Below are 15,089 nucleotides of genomic sequence, written 5' to 3' on the forward strand. Positions count from 1 at the left end.
TCGCCTAATTAAGATAAAACTTTGGTACAGTACATATTTTATGTGACAGGACAATCATCCGTTTTTTTACAATCTATCACTTACGAATCAATGATTTCATCTGCCTCTTTTGTCGCCGCCAACCGTCCTCGTTAGATAGCCGCCTCTTGTGTTTAATTTCCCTGCTCTTCAAGCAATTCCCGAACATCTTGCTCTGGAAGATCCACCAACCGAGCAATATCTTCCACCTTCATTCCTTTGCGCGCCATGTTGCGGATCAGTTGTTTCATTCCTTGCTTCATTCCTTGCTTCATTCCTTGTTTCATTCCCTGTTTGATCCCTTGTTCAATCCCGCGTTTAATTCCTTCTTCCAACCCCTGTTTTCTTCCCCTTTGCTCATAGGAAATGATCAGCTCCAACATTTTCTCTTTTTCTGTCGTTTCCATCTCCTTCACCTCTCTTTGCAGTTGTTGCTCTTCCTCCTCCGACAGCTTCACATACGTTTCAAAAAAGCCCAACAAGAGCCGTTGCCTCGCTTCATCCAGCTCCAATCGCACCAACATGCGCAAAAACTCTTTTTTCAACTCAATTTTCTCACTTTCAGTATACCCCATTTTGCCAAGGAGGGCAGCCGCAATCGGATTGTCATGCCGGATATAGTCTCTCCAATGTTTCTTGCGCAACTCCACCGGGAAAAAGCGAAACTGCAGCACGTCGCCAAAGGGAAACTCGATTGAGAACACGGACGGTTCTTCGCGGAGGGTGTCATGGCTGAAGACAGCGATCGGAACGATGCGGGTGCGGTATTTTTCAAACAAACGGCTGAAATAGATAAACATGCGCTCTGGAAACGATGGTTGCACGTAGCTTTGATTCTCCACATGAACGATGATCAGCCCATCCTCCCCTTTCAGCTTCGTCTCGACTAATAGATCGACGCGGTATTTTTCACCTGCCGTGACATCGGTAAACAGTTCTTCGGACAGAAAGGACAAATGGCTGAAATCAATGTGTTCATGCATGTCGGGAAAAAAGAGGAGAAGAAACTCTTCGAAGAACGTTTGGATCAGTTCTTTAAACAACCGGTCGTGGTCAATAGCCATTCCATCACCCCTCTTTGAACGTGTTCAATTCTATCCATTCGCAAGCAGGGGGTGAAAATCCTGCATCGGGGACAGAAAAAGTTGTACCGTACTGTATAGCGCTTCAGTCCCCCACAGGTACGATAAAAACGTATTCCTGTACCACGTGATTTAACTGTTGAACAGATGTTTCAATCCCTCATAGGTACGATAAAAACCTTTATTTTGGCGTAAAGAAGAAGCATTCTTGTTTCTTCTTCTATGAAAAGCCAGTCATCGTACTATGTGTCAAAGGATTCACTCCATGCACAGGAATGGCCTTGACGCATATTCACAACTGTTTCAATCCCTCATAGGTACGATAAAAACTCTTTTGCGGTTTGCTTCAAATCCTGAATGATCGTCGTGTTTCAATCCCTCATAGGTACGATAAAAACTGACGGATTGGGATTGGTAGGCTGTTATCGGACATTAGGGTTTCAATCCCTCATAGGTACGATAAAAACTCAAGACCGATGACGTGACCGTAGGCGATTTGTTGGTTTCAATCCCTCATAGGTACGATAAAAACGGAAGCCGACTTGCCGGAGAAAACGGCGAAACTGTTACGTTTCAATCCCTCATAGGTACGATAAAAACGAATGGCAACCGGTTCGTGCTTGTTGGGCAGCAATGTTTCAATCCCTCATAGGTACGATAAAAACGTCGGAGAAGGTGACTTCAATGCTAGCGATATTGCGTTTCAATCCCTCATAGGTACGATAAAAACACAAGTTCCACATCTCGTTTGCGGAACTCGTCGTCGTTTCAATCCCTCATAGGTACGATAAAAACACAAGTTCCACATCTCGTTTGCGGAACTCGTCGTCGTTTCAATCCCTCATAGGTACGATAAAAACTCAATGAAGTTGGCGATTGATATGGCAAAAAACATTTTTGTTTCAATCCCTCATAGGTACGATAAAAACGATCATCCACCACAATCGTGACGTATTGACTTGAGTTTCAATCCCTCATAGGTACGATAAAAACGGGTTTGGCACCAATCCATAATGCACTCGGAAACAGTTTCAATCCCTCATAGGTACGATAAAAACGAAAAAGCGGCAACAGGTTTTACGGGAAAAAAGGAAGTTTCAATCCCTCATAGGTACGATAAAAACCTCCGCCGCGATTCCTAACGCCGCACATAAGCTGGTTTCAATCCCTCATAGGTACGATAAAAACGCCGCTCGATGTCTCGTTCAAGCTGCTTGATTTTGCTGGTTTCAATCCCTCATAGGTACGATAAAAACTGATCCTCAGCAAATAACATTTCTTGGTATTTTTTCGGTTTCAATCCCTCATAGGTACGATAAAAACGCGATGACTGGTCCGATCGGGCTTGCGATTACCGCCTGTTTCAATCCCTCATAGGTACGATAAAAACTGGTGACAGTGAGCGCTGCTTTTGCCTGGCAAATGGTTTCAATCCCTCATAGGTACGATAAAAACAATTTCAGAACTTCCCCAACGCACCTTCGAAACATTAGTTTCAATCCCTCATAGGTACGATAAAAACCCGCATACCCGCGGCGTATCATGCCTTCCGAAAAATGTTTCAATCCCTCATAGGTACGATAAAAACGGGTATTTCGGAAAAGAAGCAATGATTCCTGTTATAGTTTCAATCCCTCATAGGTACGATAAAAACTGATGAGTGCCGCAAGTGAATTATTGAGAAGAGCAGGTTTCAATCCCTCATAGGTACGATAAAAACGTTCTCGAGCGGATCACGGAAGAACGGCCTTCGTTTGTTTCAATCCCTCATAGGTACGATAAAAACGCGTTGATGTGGATGGAAATGAAATAGTCAGCTTTGTTTCAATCCCTCATAGGTACGATAAAAACCCAAACCATTCGCATAAAATCAAGCTTTTCCCCTTTTGACTGTTTTCAGAATATCACGTTTCAAAAATTCTGTCAATACTGTTGAGCCGTGTTGGTTGTAGGATTTTGACGCAAAAAAAATATTGTCGTCGATCCCCCGGGGTTTTTGCACGATTGGAGGTCGACGACATTTGAAAGGCGGTCAGCTTTTGTTTTTCTCCATTCTCCCGTACTCTTCCCTCACCGCGGCCACAAGCGGGTGCGCACTCTCAAGCCCCGCGTATTGCCGAAGCGCTCCTTCGATTCCGTGGTGTGCGATCGTTTGTTGCAGAGCGGCGGCTTCTGCATCGCTCGCATCATCAAAGCGCAACAGCGCGGCAATTCCTTTGGCGAGACCAGCAGGAACGTTGCCAAATAGTGTGCAGTATTGCGTCGCCGGAGCGATGAGCCGGTCGTTCGGCCCGAGCTTGCGGATCGGCGAACGGGCGACGCGGACGATATCGTCGGAAAGGGACGGGTTGGTGAAACGCCCGATCGTCGTTTTGATATAGGAACGGTGCTCTTCCTCATGCCATCCGTGCTTTTTCAATAAGACGGCTCCCGACTCACTGAGCGCTTGCTCGACATTCAATCGAATACCTTCATCGTTCATCGCTTCCTGGACGGTTTTGTAGTTTCGCAGATACCCTAAGTAAGCGGCCAACGCATGGCCGGTATTGACCGTAAACAATTTGCGCTCGATATACGGCTCTAAGTCAGCGACAAAATGAGCCCCTTGAATCGGCGGAACAGTGCCGATGACGTTTCGCGTTTCAATCGTCCATTCGAAAAACGGTTCCACCGTGACAGCGAGTGGATCGTCATTCGTCTGATTCGGCACGATGCGGTCGACCGCGCAGTTGAGAAAACCAACTTTTTCATCTGCCAGCTGCTGCCCAGCCGTGGAAAGATGGGCAAAGACGTGCGTTTTCAGCGTTTCCGTGCCGCCGATCATGTTTTCACAGGCAATGACGTGAAGCGGCTTCTGATGAACCGTGAAGCGCCGCTCAAGCCCAGCGGCGATGACTGGCGCAATAGCCGGCAAAATGTGCGGGCCGACCGCGGTCGTCACCAAATCAGCGTCTGCGATCGCCTCGATGACCGCTTCCCGCTCCGTTTGGCTGTTCAGGGCCGAAACGCCGCGCACCCATTGTTCTTCGCGCCGCTCGCCGGCAACAATGACGCGATACTCCCCCCGCTCCTTCAGCAAACGGACGATTTGTTCATTGACATCAACGAACACGACGTCATATCCCGACGCCGCCAGCAGGCTGCCGATAAAGCCGCGGCCGATGTTGCCGGCGCCAAAGTGGACGGCCCTCATCAGCCGTTCACCTCATGGAGCAGCGCAAGAATTTCCTCGGCCGTTTTGGCGTTCGCCATGGCGGCCACATTGTCTGCTTCGGCGCAGACGAGTGCGAGTTTCGAAAGAATATCCAAATGTTCCCCGTCTTTGCCGGCAATGCCGATGACGATCGTGGCCATGTTGCCGCCTCCAAAATCGACGCCGTCCGGAACTTGCACGATCGAAATGCCGGACTGTTTCACGAGCGCTTTTGCCGCTTCCGTTCCGTGCGGAATGGCGACGTTGTTGCCGATATACGTTGATGTCAGTTCTTCCCGTTCAAGCATCGCATCAACATATGCCGGGGCGACATATCCTTGCTTGACCAACACCTCGCCGGCGAGGCGGATCGCCTCTTCTTTCGTTTTTGGTTGCGCATTGAGCATAATGTTTTCTTTGTTTAAAATCGAATGAGTCAACATCCGTGTCACTCCTTCATCGATATCCAATAATCATCGAAAAATTGTTCCAAATGGCCGCTAATAAGCGAATACACTTCGTCTTCGCCGCCATAAGCCAACGTGGCCGCGCTTTGCTCGTTCTTTACGAGCAACGTGCTCACATGGCTTAATACTGAAAGCACCTCTTCATCCGCATCAGCAGGACCGAGAAGCAACACGACCGTGTTGATCTCCATCGGCTCCCCGTCCATCCCCGCCACCGTTTGCGGCGAATCAAGTCGGTACATCGTCAGAGACGGACGAAGGACAGCGAAGCTTCGAGCGTGGTAAAGCGCCAGCGTCGTGCCAGGGACGCCAAGCCCGCCAAGCGACTCGCGGCGCCGCAGCTCCTCGATGACGACATCGGCATCGACAATGACGCCACTTCGTTCGAGGCGGCGGCACGCGTCCGTCAATATTTCATGAACAGAGCGCCTCTTGACCACCTCGAGGGAAAAACCGTCCAAAATGTGGACGATCGTCTCGCTGATGCGCCGAACCGCCTTCATCGTGTCGATGGCTGGCCTGTTTCGCCGTGCGGTTGACTCTTTCCTCATCCGCTTTTCAGCGGCCGATTTTCGCTCTAAACACTCGCGAATCTTCCGCGCTTCCTCCTCGGTCAGCATCGGGCTGACGACGATATGCGGCCCATACTCCTCAGGAAGCGGCACGGTCGAGATGACGAGATCGTACGCGCTGACATCTTTTCCTTTCCATTCAAACGCGGAAGCTTGTTCCAGCGAAACAATGTCCGGAATCTCTTTTTTCAGCCTCGTCGCTAAAATTTTCGCCGTCCCAAGCCCGCTCGAACAAATGACTAACACCCGCCAGCCTTTTTTCTCCCGCATGAGCGCGGCCGCAAAATGGAGCACCAAATAGCCAATCTCCTCATCCGGGATCGGAATGCCGCCAAACAGCTGCCGCGCCCCATCTGCGACAATGGCGAACAGCTCCGCATAGTCTTGTTTGATTGGATCAAGCAGCGGATTGGCGACCCCCATTCCGTGTTCGAGGCGATACAGAGCCGGCTTTAAATGGACGACAAGGTCTTCGTATAACGTACGGTCGGCGGATAAATCAACGCCGAGCTTATCACTGACAAAGCGGATGAGTTGTTGCGCCTTCATGCCGACGGCCAAGCTTGGCTCTTCCATCATTGCTCCTTGACGGCTGCGCCATTTCGCTCCCATCAAGTGCATCGTCATATAGCCGACTTCTTCGTTAGGGATGTCAACGTCAAAGACTTTTTCTAACGATTCAGCGAGCTCATGCGCGATCTCATATTCTTTCGTCGCTTGCAACGCCTGCAGATCCCGCGGATCGAAGTGGATCGCTTCTCCCCGCTTGATGCGCTCCATGGCGAGCGCCAAATGGACGACGAAGGCGATGTACGAACTGTCGGCCATCGTAAACGGAAGCTTTTCTTTCACTTGCTCGATTTGCTGCTCAATGACAGCGAGCTTTTTTCTGTCCACAAGCCCGAGCAGCTTCTCCGCCACGGTGTCAAGCGGAGCGTCCGTCCGTTTTTGGATCGTCTCTTTCATCAATGCCAAAAATTCGTGTTCATCAACATGGCGGAACAACAAGTCGCTCATCAAGCGCCGTTTCGCCGATTCCGAACCGGCAAGCTCCACCCCGTATCCACGCTTGCGGATGAGCGAAAGCCCGTACGCTTCTACCGTTTGTTCCAATTTGTCCAAATCCAAGCTGACAGTGGCGACCGTGACGTTCAAGTCATGGGCCAATGTGACAAGTTTCACTGGCTCGTTGGCTTCCAACAGCGCAATTAAAATCATGAGCTGCCGCTCTTCGGGGGTGTATTCATGATGAGAAAGGCGAAACAGCTCTGCGGCCAGCGCCTGCTTCTTTTCCTCTTCCCCGACGAGGCGGATGCCGACTCCTGCTCTTTTCGCGAGCTTAAGCCCATAGCGGCGGAAGACCGATTCCAAACCTTGCAAATCACGATGAACCGTGCGGGCGCTGACATTCAGTTCCTCCGCCAATTCGCCGACTGTTATGTCCCTATCGTCCGCCAACAACCGTTCAAGCAACTTCCGCTCCCGTGCCGATACGTACATCGCCGTTCACCTCCCATCACGGAACAGCATTATTGACATTTTTGAAATAAATCTTTGCCTCTTCCATCCTTATTGTAAGGGCTTTTTTCTTGATTTGACAATGAATAGATGTTTCGTTTTCGTCATTGTTATTGTTGACAGATTTTAATTTTGCATGTATTTTTCTCTTTCGTCGTTTGACGAAGTTCACCGCGGTCGGGCACATCCATGCGGATGGGAGCGGAGGAAAGTGCCCCTAGCCGTCGAGGTAAACGCGAAATCACAAAGCAAAACGCAGGGGGAACGCCATTTCCCCTGCGTCTCATGCCGATTTACGCGTTCTTTTTCAATTGCTCGATCAATTCATCGTATTTCGGGCTGTTTAAGAAGTTTTCGACCGATACATGGTACGCATTGGGCAACTTCGCCTTCGCCCGGTCGGTCAAGTTTTGATGGGTGACGACGATGTCGGCGTCGGCCGGAAGCTGGTTGATCGCTGTATTCGTCACTTCGATATCGAGCCCGGCCTTTTGTACTTTGTTGCGCAAAATTGATGCTCCCATCGCGCTCGAGCCCATTCCGGCGTCACACGCAAAGACAATTCTTTTGACCCGTGCAGGGACGGCCTGTTCCGCCACCGCCGCTGCCACTTCCTCTTGTTGCTGCAACGCGGCCGCCACTTGGCTTTGTTTCCCTTTTAACTGTTGCATTTTTTCTGCCGCCTTGGCCAAGTCTTCTTCCTCTTCGTTTTGTTTCGCCGATTTCAAGAACACCGACGCGACGAGGAACGATACCGCTGCGGCGACGAACACGCCGGCTAGCACGCCAAAGTAATTCCCTTTTGGCGTCATCGCCAGCAAGGCGAAAATGCTTCCCGGCGACGGCACCGCCACCAGCCCGGCATGGAGCACCGTAAACGTGAACACGCCGCTCACGCCGCCCGCCATGGCTGCCAAAATCAAAATCGGTCGCATGAGAATGTACGGGAAGTAAATTTCATGAATCCCGCCAAGGAAGTGGATAATGACTGCCCCCGGCGCCGATTGTTTCGCCATCCCCTTGCCAAACAGCCAATACGCCAGCAAAATCCCCAACCCTGGACCAGGGTTCGTTTCCAGCAAGAACAAAATCGATTTCCCGGTTTTCGCCGCTTGTTCGACGCCAAGCGGGCTTAAAATTCCATGGTTGATCGCATTGTTCAAGAACAGCACTTTCCCCGGCTCGATGAACAAGTTCGCCAGCGGCAACAAGTGCCAATCAATGATTTTTTCCACTCCTGCCGCTAACGTTTTACTGATCACAGAAATGACCGGGCCGACTCCTTTAAAGGCGAGCAGCGTCAACACGCCGCCGACGATCCCGGCCGAAAAGTTGTTGACGAGCATCTCAAACCCTTGTTTCACTTTTCCTTGGAAGAGCCCGTCTACCTTTTTGATCACATAACCGCCAAGCGGACCCATGATCATCGCGCCTAAAAACATCGGGATTTCCGAACCGACGACCACGCCCATCGTCGCCGTCGCCCCGACGACACCGCCGCGGACGTCGTACACCATTTTGCCGCCCGTATAGCCAATCAACAGCGGCAGCAAATACGTAATCATCGGACCGACGAGCTTCGCAAACGTCTCGTTCGGCAGCCAGCCGGTCGGGATAAACAGGGCGGTAATCAGCCCCCAGGCGATAAACGCCCCGATATTCGGCATAATCATGCCGCTCAAATAACCGCCAAACCGCTGAATCTTCACACGGAAGCCTGTTTCGTTTCCGGTTGTATGCGTCATAAAGCTGTTCCTCCTTTTTGGCTTGACTGTACCTTTATCTTAAAACGCTTACAACCGGCCCTTCAATGATAAATAAACGCGATTTTGTCAAGGGGGTTGTTGACAGGTTTTAAAAAGGAAAAGCCGAGCGCGGCGGGCGGGGTTACGGCGTTTCTTCTGCCAACGACAACGCCTCTCGATAGAGACGTTGGGAGAGATAAAATCCATTTTCAAGCAAAGTGTCTAACAGCGGCTTGACTTCCGCTATTTTCCTGTTTTTCTTTCCCAGAATCAAAACTCCGATTGTACCGATAGGCCGTAAAAGGAATTGTTTCGACAATGATCTGGCAGCATGCTCATCAATCACAACGACTTGAGCACCAAGTTCTTTCGCTCCAATAATAACTTCTAACTCCCCGGCATGGAATTTTCCATATAAACTTTCAACAAGGCTGCGATTTTTTACATGGTATAGTCGAAACACCCCCTCGCTGACCAATCGTTTGAGCTCCTCTTTTCCATAATGGCGTGGGGCATGGTTATGAACAATTTCTTGATAGACAGCTTCCGGAACATATACTTCATCAAATAGTTCAGACAAAAGAGTCAATTGACCAACGATCGACAGACCTATAATCGGTGTAGAATTAACCGTAACCCTACTCATTGTGATCCCTATTTTCTTTGCTCAATTTTTGCACCGTGTCCCAATCATCTTTGATGTGTTCCTCCGTATATTCCATCCAAGGAATCGCCTTCGAACGCAATACATCGATAAATTCCCCTAAGGATTTTCCTGCCAATTCAGCCGCTTTCGCCAGCGTCACCTGTTTTCCAACAAACAAACCAATCGCCAATGAAAGCTTTATTTTTGCCTCAACTGTGTTGCCTTCCAATTCATTAATGGCGGGCAAAAACTCTTTCGGCAAGTTCACCTGAAAGTAGTCCATGGCCATTGAACTCACACCCTTTTTTATTTTATTCTATCACACTTCGCGCCTTTTGGATGCTGTCACGGAACGAATAGCATTTCCAAATTTTTTACTACACGCTCAACACGATAGAAATGAAACCGACTCAATTGAACACTCCCCACCCGCGCTCACGTAGAGAAATAGGGGATTCTCGGGAACACCCTAACATACGGTAAGCTGTCAGCTAAGCCATCCCTGTGCATCCCACCGTTGAGCTTCCTCAAAAAGATCGCAATCGAAGCCCTTCCTTTGTTCTTTTGGTGCAAGGGGAAGATCGTTGGTGGAAGACGCCGGTTCATCCCCCACTTACGCTCATGCTTGGAAGTTGAGGCCTTCTCGGTTCGAGGTGATAAAAAGGGGACTGACCCAAAAGGGTAATTTTCCTTAACAAAACACAACATATTGTCTATATACGGTAATAAGAAAGGGTGTCCCGATCCTTTTGGGACACCCTCTTACAGCCTATTTTACTAATATCTCGCCGTCACCATTTTCTTTCTCGTGTAAAATTCGACGCCGTCGCGGCCGTTGGCATGGAGGTCGCCGTAAAACGAGTTTTTGTAGCCCGAGAACGGGAAAAACGCCATGGGCGCCGGGACGGCGACGTTGACGCCAAGCATGCCGGCGTCGATTTCTTCGCGGAACTGGCGGATCGCTTTGGCGCTGTCGGTGTAGATGCAGGCGCCATTGGCAAATTCCGATCGGTTGGCGATCTCAATCGCTTCGTCCAGATCGCGGGCGCGGACGACGGACAGAACCGGGGCGAAAATTTCATCCGTCCAAATCGTCATGCCCGGCTTGACATGGTCAAAAATCGTCGGGCCGACGAAATAGCCTTTTCCGCTTGTTGCAGCGTCGCGGCGGCCATCGCGGACAAGGAGCGCGCCTTCTTTTTCGCCGATTTCAATGTATTTGATCGTCCGCTCTTTATGCGCCTCGCGAATGACCGGTCCTAAAAAGACGCCTTGGTCAAGCCCGTTGCCGATTTGGATGCGGTCAGCAGCCTGTTTGAGCCGCTCCACCAACTCATCGGCGATATCGCCGACTGCAACGACGACCGAGCATGCCATGCACCGCTCGCCCGCCGAACCAAAGGCGGCGTTGATGATGTTCGTCACCGCCATATCGAGGTCGGCGTCCGGCATGACAATCGAATGGTTTTTCGCGCCGGCGAGCGCCTGCACCCGCTTGCCGTGGGCGGCGGCTGTTTTGTATACATACTCGGCGACCGGCTGCGAGCCGACGAACGAAACGGCTTTAATATCTTTATGTTCTAAAATGCCGTTCACGACCTCGTGTGCCCCATGGACAATATTCAATACTCCTGCAGGCAGTCCGGCTTCAGTAAACAGCTCAGCCAAGCGGTTGGCGAGCAGCGGCGTCCGCTCAGACGGTTTCAGCACGAACGTATTGCCGCAGGCGATGGCAAGCGGGAACATCCAGCACGGCACCATCATCGGGAAGTTAAACGGTGTAATCCCGGCGACGACACCGAGCGGGTAGCGGTACATCCCCGATTCGATATCGGTCGCGATATCCGGCAGCTGTTGGCCCATCATGAGCGTCGGAATCCCGGCCGCAAACTCAACGCATTCAATGCCGCGCTGCACTTCACCGTAGGCGTCCTCATAGACTTTGCCATTTTCTAGCGTCACAAGTCTAGCGAGTTCGTCCCAATGTTCGACCAACAGCTGCTGATAGCGAAACAAAATGCGGGCACGGCGCGGAACCGGGACTTTGCGCCATTCGCGGAACGCTTCTTTCGCGGCCGCCACCGCTGCATCAAGCTCCTCGCGCGAGGAAAGCGGCACTTTCGCTAGAACCTCCCCCGTTGCCGGGTTCGGCACGACTTCTTCTTTTCCGGATGTCGAGGCGACCCATTGGCCGCCGATAAAATTTTTCAATGTTTTCGTTTCGGTCACGGAACTCATGGATGAAACCACCTTTCTAGTCGATCTTTCAAAAGATTGGTTCATGAACGCACACAAGGGCTATGGATGATCGACGAGCGCTTCCTTTCGCGGAAACGGCCGGCGGGCTGAACGCTTCCAAAAAGCGGCGTTCTTTGCTGTCCGTTTGCTGCTGGTCGCTGTCATGCGTCCTGCAATCGCCATCCCAGCCGTCGGACTCATTTACGAACTTACGGTTTTGGTGTCGTACTGATAGTCATAACAATAATGGTACAAGGCGACGATTTCCTCATGGGTCGGCACTTTCGGATTGTTGCTTGGACTGCCGCTCGCGAGCGCATCGGCCGCCATTTTATCAACCGCTTTGTCAAACGCCGCTTTGTCGATGCCCCACGTTTTCATATTCGGAATGCGCAAATCGCGGCAAAGCTGTTTCACTTCTTCAACAAGCGCCTCAGCTGCTTCCGTATCGGAAACGTCTTTGAGCGGCGGCTTGATGATTCGGGCGATCACCGCCAATCGTTCGATGGCGCTGTCTTTTGTAAACTCCAGCACCCCCGGCAGCAACATCGCGTTCGATACGCCGTGCGGCACGTGGAAAAGCGCGCCGATCGGCCGCGACATGCCGTGCACAAGCGTCACCGAGGCGTTGGAAAACGCCATGCCGGCTTTCATGGCGGCGATCGCCATTTTTTCCCGCGCTTCGATGTCTTGACCGTTTTCATACGCCCGGCGCAAATGACCGACGATCGCTTCGATGGCAGAGAGCGCCAGCGCATCGGTCACCGGGTGGGCGCGTCGGGAAATGTACGCCTCGATCGCATGGCAGAGGGCGTCGACGCCCGTGGCCGCGGTGACGGACGGCGGGCACGAAACCGTGAGCAACGGGTCGACGATCGCCACGGCTGGAAGCAGCTCCGGTTGGGAAATCATCATTTTGACGTCCGTCTTCGTATTGATAATGACCGTTACTTTCGTCACTTCCGAACCCGTTCCGGCCGTTGTCGGAATGGCAATGAGCGGCAGCGGTTTTTCGGCAAACCGCTTTTGATTGCCGATATAGTCGCTGATCTCCCCTTCGTTTGTCATCATGACGGCGACCGCCTTGGCGGCGTCAATGCTGCTGCCGCCGCCGATGGCGATGACGACATCGCACCGCTCGCTCCGGCAGACGTCAAGCGCCTCTTTCACATGCACATCCGTCGGCTCGCTGTCGACTCCTGTATACTTCACAAACGGCAGCCCTGCTTCTTGCAAATATTGCTCACAGCGGGCAACCACCCCGATGTTCTCCATCACCGGGTCGCTGACGATGAGCGCTTTCGTTCCGAGCGCTTTTGCCTGTGGGCCGACTTCGGCGAACGTATTGCGCCCATACACAACCCGGCTGGGCACCAACAATTCGTACATCGCGTCCCCTCCTGATTTTGATAACGGTTTCACCTCTTTTAGAAAGCAAGTTTCGTGCCAACATACAAAGCGCACCGCAACAAGGAAGTCGATTCAAAACAAAAGCGCCATCACCGACACAAACAAGACATCTATCAAACAATAACCAGACACTAATCCGACATCACAACAAAAACAACGGCTGTTCCGCCGTTGTGTCTATAATCCGTATTTTTTCAGTTTTTCATATAACGTCGAGCGGTGAATGCCGAGCCTCCTTGCCGCTTCCGCCTTATTGCCGCCCGCCGCCACCAGCGCCGCAGCGATTCGTTCCCGCTCGGATTGGTAAACCATTTCTTTCCATAGGTCCGCTATTCTCACACCCTGATCTGGCAAAGCGGAGACGGCCGGTTGAACGGTCGACAAATACGCTGGCAAGTGTTCGCGTTCGATCACATCTCCTTCAACCATGCTGATCAGCCATTCGACGACGTTGACCAGCTCGCGGATGTTTCCCGGCCAGGAATAGTCGACAAGCACTTCCATGGCCTCTTTGGTAAACGACTTCAACGCGACGCCAAACTGCCGGCACATCCGTTCCATATGGTGGGCGAGCAGCGCCGGAATATCCGTTTTCCGCTCGCGCAGCGGCGGAAGATGAATGCGAATGATGTTCAGGCGGTAAAACAAATCTTCCCGGAACGTTCCTTCCCGCACCATGTCTTCAAGCGGTTTGTTCGTCGCGGCGATGATGCGCACGTCCACCTTGGTTTCGTATAGTCCGCCGACTTTTTCCACTTTCTTTTCTTCCAAGACGCGCAAAATTTTCGCCTGCATGGCAAGCGGCATATCGCCGATTTCATCCAAAAACAGCGTCCCTCCATGGGCGAGTTGAAACTTGCCGGGCTTGCCCCCTTTTTTCGCACCGGTGAACGCCCCATCTTCATAGCCGAACAGTTCCGCTTCCAACAACGACTCAGGGATGGCGGCGCAATTCACGCTGACAAACGGTCCGTCCGCATGTGGCCCCGCTTCATGGATCGCCCGTGCCACCACCTCTTTCCCTGTTCCGCTTTCACCGGTAATGAGCACCGTCGACGGCACGCGCGCCGCCCGACGAATCATCTGCTTCACAGCGGCGATCGCCGGGTTGCGGCCAATGATCCGCTCGATTCCTTTCGGGGCGGAGTCGGCCGTCTCCTGTGGTTTCGCTTCTTTCTTCTCCTTCCGGCTTGCCTCACGCGACAGCTCCTGCAGGCGCCAGAAAATTTCATATACTTCCGATACCCCTTGGAAAATAAGCATCCCGATCGCCCCGATCACCTTGCCGTCCCGCCAAATCGGGATGCGGTGCACCACCATCGGCTGGCCGTAAATTTTTTGAATATATCCTCTTTCTGGAATGCCCGATTGAGCACAAATGTGCAGACGGGTGTTTTCGATCACTTCCGTCACATGTTTTCCGATCGCTTCTTCCCGGCGAATGCCGAGAAACTGGCAATACGCCCGGTTGATTTCACGAACCACGCCGTCCTCATCGACGACAACCACCCCTTCGTACGCCGCATCCAGCACCGTTTTCATCGTCTCAGTCAGACGGTGCGCTTCCTCCAACTCACGCCGCAGTCGCCCGAGCTCATTCGTTGCTTTGGAATCGCTTTCGGACATTAGCATTGCAGCGCAGACGCCTTCCTGTTTCGTTTCCCACTTGTCGGAAAATGCCATCAATACTTCCCCTATCGGCATGGAACGATCGAGCCCATCCGCCGCCGCCCGCAGCATCATCCGCCACGTGCACCGCCCCACCGTCCGGCCATGCTCATCGATCACGTTCACCGACTCAAGCCCACGAGCCGCCATCCGTTGCATGACTTCTTGCAACGTTTGGCGACAAACGACGGTTGGCAAAGCACTGCAATCACTCGCCATTCCCCATTCCCCTTTCGTTCTTCCCTCTTTCCGTACCGTTCGCCGTTGGCGTGAAAAAATCCTTCTGTTCCTTCCTTGGAAATGCTGTAGAAGGATGGTGATTGAACAGGAAATACGGCTCAACAATGGGATTTCTCAAATTAGAAAGCTCCATAAAAGGCTATCTTTCTCTTCACTCGAGAACCGTTGATTTAGGAAAAATGGCTGATTTTCACCAGCCTTCTAGGGAAACACGTACCAATGACAAAAAATGGGGCTGACCCAAAAGGGTAATTTTCCTTAAACAAAACACAACATATTGTTTCTTAATGAT

At 51.7% G+C, this 15,089-nt stretch carries 10 protein-coding genes and 1 CRISPR repeat array; all 10 genes read right to left on the reverse strand.

Going from position 1 to position 15,089, the window contains the following annotated elements; genetic code table 11:
* Positions 1 to 152 precede the first annotated feature (152 nt).
* The 10 genes from DI44_RS06970 to DI44_RS06920 all read right to left on the reverse strand — a co-directional run bounded on the left by DI44_RS06970 (position 153) and on the right by DI44_RS06920 (position 14,776).
* On the reverse strand, positions 153 to 1,082 hold the full coding sequence (locus DI44_RS06970) for an Rpn family recombination-promoting nuclease/putative transposase (protein ID WP_025039293.1): 930 nt from the start codon (positions 1,080 to 1,082) through the stop codon (positions 153 to 155).
* A 318-nt stretch (positions 1,083 to 1,400) separates the two neighbouring features.
* Positions 1,401 to 2,951: direct repeats of the CRISPR family, unit length 30 nt; unit sequence GTTTCAATCCCTCATAGGTACGATAAAAAC.
* A 181-nt stretch (positions 2,952 to 3,132) separates the two neighbouring features.
* Positions 3,133 to 4,293: a mannitol-1-phosphate 5-dehydrogenase gene (locus DI44_RS06965; RefSeq protein WP_033025574.1), complete on the reverse strand. Its 1,161-nt coding sequence runs from the start codon at positions 4,291 to 4,293 to the stop codon at positions 3,133 to 3,135.
* The gene (locus tag DI44_RS06960; RefSeq protein ID WP_021322442.1) at positions 4,293 to 4,736 is read right to left on the reverse strand and encodes a PTS sugar transporter subunit IIA; all 444 of its coding nucleotides are present in this window, start codon (positions 4,734 to 4,736) and stop codon (positions 4,293 to 4,295) included. Before DI44_RS06960 ends, DI44_RS06965 begins: the two co-directional genes overlap by 1 nt.
* Positions 4,737 to 4,741: 5 nt before the next feature.
* Positions 4,742 to 6,832 (reverse strand): BglG family transcription antiterminator, encoded by a 2,091-nt coding sequence (locus DI44_RS06955; RefSeq protein ID WP_021322441.1) that lies wholly within the window; start codon positions 6,830 to 6,832, stop codon positions 4,742 to 4,744.
* Positions 6,833 to 7,143: 311 nt separating this feature from the next.
* Positions 7,144 to 8,595, reverse strand: a complete 1,452-nt coding sequence (locus DI44_RS06945; RefSeq protein WP_021322440.1) for a PTS mannitol transporter subunit IICB — start codon at positions 8,593 to 8,595, stop codon at positions 7,144 to 7,146.
* A 142-nt stretch (positions 8,596 to 8,737) separates the two neighbouring features.
* Positions 8,738 to 9,241: a DUF3368 domain-containing protein gene (locus DI44_RS06940; protein WP_021322439.1), complete on the reverse strand. Its 504-nt coding sequence runs from the start codon at positions 9,239 to 9,241 to the stop codon at positions 8,738 to 8,740.
* Positions 9,234 to 9,509 carry a UPF0175 family protein gene (locus tag DI44_RS06935; RefSeq protein WP_223813678.1) on the reverse strand — a complete coding sequence of 92 codons (276 nt, stop codon included), beginning with the start codon at positions 9,507 to 9,509 and terminating at the stop codon, positions 9,234 to 9,236. The genes DI44_RS06940 and DI44_RS06935 overlap by 8 nt, the downstream gene beginning before the upstream one ends.
* Before the next feature lie 509 nt (positions 9,510 to 10,018).
* Positions 10,019 to 11,479 carry a CoA-acylating methylmalonate-semialdehyde dehydrogenase gene (locus tag DI44_RS06930; RefSeq protein WP_021322438.1) on the reverse strand — a complete coding sequence of 487 codons (1,461 nt, stop codon included), beginning with the start codon at positions 11,477 to 11,479 and terminating at the stop codon, positions 10,019 to 10,021.
* A gap of 201 nt (positions 11,480 to 11,680) precedes the next feature.
* Entirely contained in the window at positions 11,681 to 12,868 is a 1,188-nt protein-coding gene (locus DI44_RS06925) for an iron-containing alcohol dehydrogenase (RefSeq protein WP_021322436.1), read from the reverse strand.
* Between the two features lie 198 nt (positions 12,869 to 13,066).
* Positions 13,067 to 14,776 carry a sigma-54-dependent Fis family transcriptional regulator gene (locus tag DI44_RS06920; protein WP_033025575.1) on the reverse strand — a complete coding sequence of 570 codons (1,710 nt, stop codon included), beginning with the start codon at positions 14,774 to 14,776 and terminating at the stop codon, positions 13,067 to 13,069.
* Between the last annotated feature and the right edge of the window lie 313 nt (positions 14,777 to 15,089).

The sequence above is a fragment of the Geobacillus sp. CAMR5420 genome (genome assembly GCF_000691465.1).
GTDB classification, from domain to species: domain Bacteria; phylum Bacillota; class Bacilli; order Bacillales; family Anoxybacillaceae; genus Geobacillus; species Geobacillus thermoleovorans.

Coding starts and splice junctions, on each gene's coding strand:
- DI44_RS06940 (WP_021322439.1), bottom strand. CDS start 9,241: ATGAGTAGGGTTACGGTTAATTCTACACCGATTATAGGTCTGTCGATC.
- DI44_RS06960 (WP_021322442.1), bottom strand. CDS start 4,736: ATGTTGACTCATTCGATTTTAAACAAAGAAAACATTATGCTCAATGCG.
- DI44_RS06970 (WP_025039293.1), bottom strand. CDS start 1,082: ATGGCTATTGACCACGACCGGTTGTTTAAAGAACTGATCCAAACGTTC.
- DI44_RS06945 (WP_021322440.1), bottom strand. CDS start 8,595: ATGACGCATACAACCGGAAACGAAACAGGCTTCCGTGTGAAGATTCAG.
- DI44_RS06930 (WP_021322438.1), bottom strand. CDS start 11,479: ATGAGTTCCGTGACCGAAACGAAAACATTGAAAAATTTTATCGGCGGC.
- DI44_RS06920 (WP_033025575.1), bottom strand. CDS start 14,776: ATGGCGAGTGATTGCAGTGCTTTGCCAACCGTCGTTTGTCGCCAAACG.
- DI44_RS06925 (WP_021322436.1), bottom strand. CDS start 12,868: ATGTACGAATTGTTGGTGCCCAGCCGGGTTGTGTATGGGCGCAATACG.
- DI44_RS06965 (WP_033025574.1), bottom strand. CDS start 4,293: ATGAGGGCCGTCCACTTTGGCGCCGGCAACATCGGCCGCGGCTTTATC.
- DI44_RS06955 (WP_021322441.1), bottom strand. CDS start 6,832: ATGTACGTATCGGCACGGGAGCGGAAGTTGCTTGAACGGTTGTTGGCG.